Origin of the sequence: Cupriavidus sp. HMR-1 (assembly GCF_000319775.1) — a bacterium.
Lineage (GTDB): Bacteria > Pseudomonadota > Gammaproteobacteria > Burkholderiales > Burkholderiaceae > Cupriavidus > Cupriavidus metallidurans.
In genome coordinates this window covers 1-6256 of the sequence record NZ_ANKP01000126.1, presented here as the reverse complement: position 1 = coordinate 6256, position 6256 = coordinate 1, and the positions used below count along the sequence as shown (strand labels likewise).

Below are 6256 nucleotides of genomic sequence, written 5' to 3'. Positions count from 1 at the left end.
CCGAAGAGGGGGGCGCCCCCCGCAAAGAGGCGCGCCCTGCCGAGCCTGCGCGCCGAGGCCGAGAGCCTGCGCCACGAAACCGGCATGGCCCCGCGCGGCTTCGAGCGCGCACTGCGCGACAAGATCGCGGCCGGCAACGCCGGCGTGATCGCCGAGGTCAAGAAGGCCTCGCCGTCGAAGGGCGTGCTGCGCGAAAACTTCGTGCCGGAGGCCATCGCCGAAAGCTACGCCGCCCATGGCGCGGCCTGCCTGTCCGTGCTGACCGACGTGAATTTCTTCCAGGGTCATGCCGAGTACCTGAAGCGCGCGCGTGGCGCCTGCCCGCTGCCGGCGCTGCGCAAGGACTTCATGGTCGATATGTACCAGGTCTACGAAGCCCGCACCTGGGGCGCCGACTGCATCCTGCTGATCGTCTCCGCGCTCGACCACGGCCTGATGGCCGAGTTGGAAGCGTGCGCGCACGAACTCGGCATGGATGTGCTCGTGGAAGTCCACGGCGGCGAGGAACTCGATAGTGCGCTGCGACTGAAGACGCCGCTGCTGGGTGTGAACAACCGCAACCTGCGCACCTTCGAGGTCTCGCTGGACAACACGCTGGACCTGCTGCCGCGCATGCCGGCTGACCGGCTCGTGGTAACCGAATCGGGCATCCTCGGGCCCGACGACGTCAAGCGGATGCGCGACGCCGACGTCCACGCCTTCCTGGTCGGCGAAGCGTTCATGCGCGCGCCGGAGCCGGGCGTGGAACTGGCCCGCCTGTTCTCGTGATTCCCAGATGGGCATCGAGATCGAACTGAAACTGGCCGTGCCCGACGCCGCGCTTGCCGCGGTGGCGGCCTGGCTCGACGCCAACGGGGAGCCTCGTGGCGAGTTGACGTTGCTGAACGTCTACCTGGACACCCCCAACCGGGATCTGGCACAGGCCCGCGCGGCACTGCGCCTGCGCAGGAAGGGCGAGCAGTGGCTGCAAACGCTGAAGACCGCCGGCCACAGCGCCGCCGGCCTGGCTGCCCGCCACGAATGGGAAACGCCAGTCGCGGGCGAGGCCATCGACCTGTCATGCTTCCCCGACGATGCCCGCGCCGTGCTGACGCCGCTGGCAGACCGGCTCGCTCCGGTATTCCGGACCGACTTCGCCCGCCGCACCTGGATTGTCGAACAGGATGGCGAGCGCATCGAGGCCGCGCTCGACACCGGCGCGATCAGCGCCCCCGGCACGTCGCGGACCGAGCGCATCCAGGAGCTCGAACTGGAATGGCTGCCGCGCGATGGGGCTGACGAACGCCATGTCGAAGCCGCATTGCGCGCGTTCGCCCTCCGCCTCGCCCACATCGCCCCGTTGACCCCCTCGGACCTCAGCAAGGCCGCACGCGGCTACCGTCTCACCACCCCATCCTGATGCAAGCCGACCTGTTTGCGCCCGACACGCCGGAAACTTCCAGCGCCACACCCCAGACCGTCAGCCTGCAGGAGCAGGCCGATGCCCTGCCCGCCGCCTGGCGAACCTTGCTCGCGCCATGCCTGGGCAAGGCCGAATGGTCGTCGCTGTGCGCGTTCGTCGACGAAGAACGCGCGGCGGGCAAGCCGGTGTTTCCACACGCGGTATTCCATGCCCTGCACCTGACGCCGCCGGACGCGGTCAAGGTCGTTATCCTTGGCCAGGACCCATACCACGGCACCGGCGTCGTGGATGGACTGGAGATCCCGCAGGCACACGGGCTGGCCTTCTCCGTGCCCGAGGGCGTCAAGGTGCCACCGAGCCTGCGCAACATTTTCAAGGAAATCGGCGCGGAATACGGCGTGGCGCCGACGCGTGCGTCGGGCAATCTGGAAGGCTGGGCACGTCAGGGCGTGCTGCTGCTGAATACGGTACTGACGGTCGAGCAGGGACAGGCCGCCAGTCATGCGAAGCGCGGCTGGGAAGCCGTGACCGACTGCGTGATCCACGCGCTGGCGGCATCGCGGCCGAACCTGGTGTTCCTGCTCTGGGGCAGCCACGCGCAGGCCAAGCGCGCCTTGCTCGAAGGCCAGACGCATTGCGTGCTGGAAGCGCCGCATCCGTCGCCGCTGTCAGCGCACCGGGGTTTCCTGGGCTGCGGCCATTTCCGTCAGGCCAACGACTGGCTCGAACGCCACGGCCGTGGCGGTATCGACTGGCAGGCGACCTGACCGACCTGACCGACCAGGCCGACCGGGCCGACAAGCAGGAGGCCGCCGCTCAAGCGATCACTCAGGCCGTGGGCAGCCAGTCGAATTGATCGAACAGCTGCGGCGCCGCCTGAGCCACTTCCACCTTCGACACCTGCGCGGCGGGCGGCCCCGCCTCCATCCACACGCGTAGCGCCTCCAGGCGCTCGCGCGGGCCACTGGCCAGCACCTCCACCCTGCCGTCGACACGGTTGCGCACCCACCCACCCAGACCGAGCGATGTCGCCCGGTCCGCACATGCGGCACGATAGCCCACCCCCTGCACACGGCCGTGGGCGAACAATTGCCAGGTTTCCGTCGTGGTTGTCATGATTTGCTTCCATACTGAGGGGCGCCATCAAAATGAAGCGAAACAGCTCTGGCCAAACGCGTGGCCGCAGACAGTGCAAGTAGTACGGCAAGGCCACGCAACAACGCCAGAATCATTTTGATAGCGTCTCTAGGTACACTACCTGGCCCGCTTGGGCGTTAGGTCATCAGCATACGATGCCTTTGCCCTCTCCCCCAGCCCCTCTCCCGCCCGCGAGAAAGGGGCGCGAACCGACAGCGTTGGAATTGCGCGGTGTTGGCCGCCCTCCCCGCTTGCGGGCGAGGGATCGATGGAGAGGCTACGGCGGTTCCGAAACGAAGGGCCGTGCCCATGCCACCAACGCAAGATAACCAACCCGCACCCGGCTACGTCGGCCCTCTGCTGACTGCGCCCCCAAACCGGTTCGACTTCGCACTGCTGCCGATCATCCTCGCGGTCATCGTCATCGTGGCCTTTGCGGCCAAGCAGATGGTCGTGCCGTACCAGCCTGGCGATGCGCTGTCCGTGCAGCTGGACGTCGCCAGCCTGCCCTACTATCTGATGCGCACCAGCATACGAATGCTGGCGGCGCTGGCGGCGTCGCTGCTGTTTTCGTTCGCCTTCGCGGCCATCGCGTCGCGCAATCGCACCGCCGAAAAAGTGATGGTGCCGGCGCTGGACATCCTGCAGTCGATCCCGGTACTCGGTTTCCTGTCGATCACGGTCACCGGCTTCATCGCCCTGTTCCCCGGCAGCCTGGTCGGCGTGGAATGCGCGGCGATCTTCGCGATCTTCACGTCGCAAGCCTGGAACATGGCCTTCAGCCTGTATCAGTCGTTCCGCACCATCCCCGGCGATCTGATCGAAGCCGCGGCAATGTTCCGGCTTTCGCCCTGGCAGCGTTTCTGGCGGCTCGAAGTGCCGTACGCCATGCCCGGCCTGCTGTGGAACATGATGATGTCGATGTCCGGCGGCTGGTTTTTCGTTGTTGCTTCCGAAGCCATTTCGGTATCCGGCCACGACATCCGCCTGCCCGGCATCGGCTCGTACATCGCGCTGGCGATCCAGCAGCAGAACCTGCCAGCAATCGGCTGGGCCATCGTGGCGATGCTGGTCGGCATCCTGATCTACGACCAGTTCCTGTTCCGCCCGCTGGTGGCCTGGGCCGACCGCTTCCGCTTCGAAACGCTGGCGCAGGACACCATGCCCCAGTCCTGGCTGCTCGACCTGCTGCGCCGTTCCGCATGGGTCCATGCGCTGCTCAAGTGGACCGCCAGCCTCGGCGGACGCACGCTGGCGTGGAGCGCCCGCCACCGCAACATGGTGGTACTGCCCGCCGCGCCAGCCCGCTGGAGCCCCTGGCTCGAGCGCCTGCGCGATACGGTGATCATCGTCATCGCGCTGGCGGCGCTCTATCGCGTGGTGCACTTCGTGCACAGCGAGGTGGGCTGGGGCGAGGCCGCGCACGTGCTGTGGCTTGGCGTGCTGACGATGACGCGCGTGATCGTGCTGATCGCGCTGGCGGCGCTGATCTGGGTGCCGATCGGCATCCGCATCGGCCTGAACCCGTCCGTGGCGCGCATCGCCCAGCCGATCGCCCAGTTCATGGCCGCCTTTCCGGCCAACCTGATGTTCCCGCTGGCCGTGATGGCAATCGTCAGGTTCGGGCTCAATCCCGAGATCTGGCTCAGCCCGCTGATGATCTTCGGCACCCAGTGGTACATCCTGTTCAACGTGGTGGCCGGGGCTTCTGGCATTCCCACGGAACTGCGGCTGGCCGCGCGCAACTTTGGGCTCAAGGGCTGGCTGATGTGGCGCCGCTTCCTGATTCCCGCCGTCTTCCCGAGTCTGCTGACCGGACTGGTCACGGCTGCAGGCGGGTCCTGGAATGCGAGTATCGTCTCGGAATACGTGACCTGGGGCGATCGCACGCTCGTGGCCACCGGCCTGGGCAGCTACATCGCCGAAATGACCGCGCGGGGCGACTTCCCGCGCATCGCACTTGGCATCGGCGTGATGGCGCTGTTCGTGGTCGGCTTCAACCGGCTGCTCTGGAACCGCCTCTACGATCTCGCGCAGTTGCGCACCCGACTCTGACATTCGCACGATGGCACTGCACGACAACCCATCCAGACTGGCCCCATCCGTCATCGAACTGCATGGCGTGGGCAAGGTATTCCGCACCGCCGACCATACCGATCGCGCCGTGCTCGAAGGCGTCAACCTCACGCTGCGTGAAGGCGAGATCGTCGCCATGCTGGGCAAGTCCGGCTCCGGCAAATCGACGCTGCTGCGGATCATGGCCGGCCTGGTCGGCGCGGACCGTGGCGAGGTGCGGTTCCGTGGCCAGAAGCTGGTCGGCACGGCCGAAGGCATCGCCATGGTGTTCCAGTCATTCGCGCTGTTCCCGTGGCTGACAGTACAGCAGAACGTGGAACTTGGGCTGGAAGCGCAGGGCGTGCCGAAGGCGGAACGCGTGCGGCGCGCCGAAGCGGCCATCGACATGATCGGTCTCTCGGGCTTCAACAGCGCGTTGCCGCGTGAACTGTCCGGCGGCATGCGGCAGCGTGTGGGTATAGCCCGGGCGCTGGTGACGCAGCCGGACCTGCTGCTGATGGACGAGGCGTTCTCGGCCCTTGACGTGCTGACCGGCGAAACGCTGCGCGATGAAATGCTCGACCTGTGGGAGTCGGGTCGCGCCAACATCAAGAGCATCCTGATCGTCTCGCACAACATTGAGGAAGCGGTGATGATGGCCGACCGGATCGTGATCCTGTCGAGCGACCCGGGGCGCGTGCGCGCCGAGGTGCGGGTGCCCTTCGCGCGCCCACGCAATCGCGACAGCGCCCAGGTGCGCGCGCTGATCGACGAGGTCTACACGCTGATGACCTCGCCGGCCGCGCTGGGGCCGCGCGTGCCTGCGATGGCTGCCGCGCAGCAGATCGGCTACCGCCTGCCAGAAGCCGACATCAGCCAGATGGAGGCCATTCTCGACCTGCTGCACGAGTCGCCGTTCTTCGGCCGCGCCGACCTGCCGCACCTGGCCGACGAAGCCGGGCTGACCGACGACGAACTGCTGCCGGCCTGCGAGGCCATGCAGTTGCTGGGGCTGGCGACCATCGAGCGCGGCGATATCACATCGACGGCGCTCGGCCGCAGCTACTACGAGACCGAGCCCTCCGAACGCAAGGTCGTGTTCGGCAAGCAGTTGCTGAGCCACGTGGCGCTGGCCGCTCACATCCGGCGCGAGCTGGAAGAGAGCGAGGACGGCGAGGTCGGCGAGGAAACCGTCCTGCGCGAGATGCAAGCATTCCTGAAGCCGGATGAGGCCCAGCGCGTGCTGACAATCGCGATCGACTGGGGCCGGTACGGCGAGGTTTACGGCTACTCGTTCAACAGTGGCGTGTTCAAGCTGCCCGACGTGGAGGAAGCCGGGGCGACTGGGAAGGCGTAGGTCCGAGTCAATGCCGCAGGCTGGCTCTCCTCTCCCGCAACACGGGAAAGGAGAGAAAGCCCGTCGCGATTCCGTTCGATCAGCCCTTCCACGGCGTCCGGATTGCCCGGCCGATCGCGCCGGTACGCAGCGCGATCTTCGCTGCGTCCTCGCGCAGCGCACGCAGGCGGCGCTCCAGCACCGCATTGGCCGCACGCCCGGAAGCACTCGCGGTGGACTCGGCACGCTGGTCCTGCGATCGCTGAATCGGCTCGGCCGCACCGATCTCGCCGGCCGCCGCGGCCTGCGCCAGCACCTCGGCCTTG

Annotated in this window: 7 protein-coding genes; 5 read left to right on the top strand and 2 right to left on the bottom strand. The window is 67.2% G+C overall.

Annotated features, from left to right (window positions below; translation table 11 throughout):
• The 3 genes from trpC to D769_RS16640 form a co-directional block, all read left to right on the top strand.
• Positions 1 to 768, top strand: a 768-nt coding sequence (trpC, locus tag D769_RS16650) for an indole-3-glycerol phosphate synthase TrpC (protein ID WP_008647153.1), incomplete at its 5' end; no start/stop codon positions are given.
• A 7-nt stretch (positions 769 to 775) separates the two neighbouring features.
• Positions 776 to 1399: a CYTH domain-containing protein gene (locus D769_RS16645; RefSeq protein ID WP_008647151.1), complete on the top strand. Its 624-nt coding sequence runs from the start codon at positions 776 to 778 to the stop codon at positions 1397 to 1399.
• Positions 1399 to 2169 (top strand): uracil-DNA glycosylase, encoded by a 771-nt coding sequence (locus D769_RS16640; RefSeq protein WP_008647149.1) that lies wholly within the window; start codon positions 1399 to 1401, stop codon positions 2167 to 2169. The genes D769_RS16645 and D769_RS16640 overlap by 1 nt, the downstream gene beginning before the upstream one ends.
• Positions 2170 to 2230: 61 nt before the next feature.
• Here the strand turns inward: D769_RS16640 and D769_RS16635 are convergent, their stop codons facing one another.
• Entirely contained in the window at positions 2231 to 2518 is a 288-nt protein-coding gene (locus tag D769_RS16635; RefSeq protein WP_008647148.1) for an acylphosphatase, read from the bottom strand.
• 330 nt (positions 2519 to 2848) lie between these two features.
• Between D769_RS16635 and D769_RS16630 the strand changes: the two genes are divergently transcribed.
• Together D769_RS16630 and D769_RS16625 are read left to right on the top strand one after the other, a co-directional pair.
• The gene (locus D769_RS16630; protein WP_008647147.1) at positions 2849 to 4594 is read left to right on the top strand and encodes an ABC transporter permease subunit; all 1746 of its coding nucleotides are present in this window, start codon (positions 2849 to 2851) and stop codon (positions 4592 to 4594) included.
• 10 nt (positions 4595 to 4604) lie between these two features.
• Entirely contained in the window at positions 4605 to 5951 is a 1347-nt protein-coding gene (locus D769_RS16625; RefSeq protein WP_008647146.1) for an AAA-associated domain-containing protein, read from the top strand.
• Between the two features lie 79 nt (positions 5952 to 6030).
• Here the strand turns inward: D769_RS16625 and D769_RS16620 are convergent.
• Positions 6031 to 6256: hypothetical protein (locus D769_RS16620; RefSeq protein WP_008647145.1), on the bottom strand; the 226-nt coding region annotated here is incomplete at its 5' end.

Bases quoted from the DNA above. Each gene is read 5' to 3' on its own strand.
- D769_RS16630 (WP_008647147.1), top strand. From the start codon at position 2,849: ATGCCACCAACGCAAGATAACCAACCCGCACCCGGCTACGTCGGCCCT.
- D769_RS16635 (WP_008647148.1), bottom strand. From the start codon at position 2,518: ATGACAACCACGACGGAAACCTGGCAATTGTTCGCCCACGGCCGTGTG.
- D769_RS16625 (WP_008647146.1), top strand. From the start codon at position 4,605: ATGGCACTGCACGACAACCCATCCAGACTGGCCCCATCCGTCATCGAA.
- D769_RS16645 (WP_008647151.1), top strand. From the start codon at position 776: ATGGGCATCGAGATCGAACTGAAACTGGCCGTGCCCGACGCCGCGCTT.
- D769_RS16640 (WP_008647149.1), top strand. From the start codon at position 1,399: ATGCAAGCCGACCTGTTTGCGCCCGACACGCCGGAAACTTCCAGCGCC.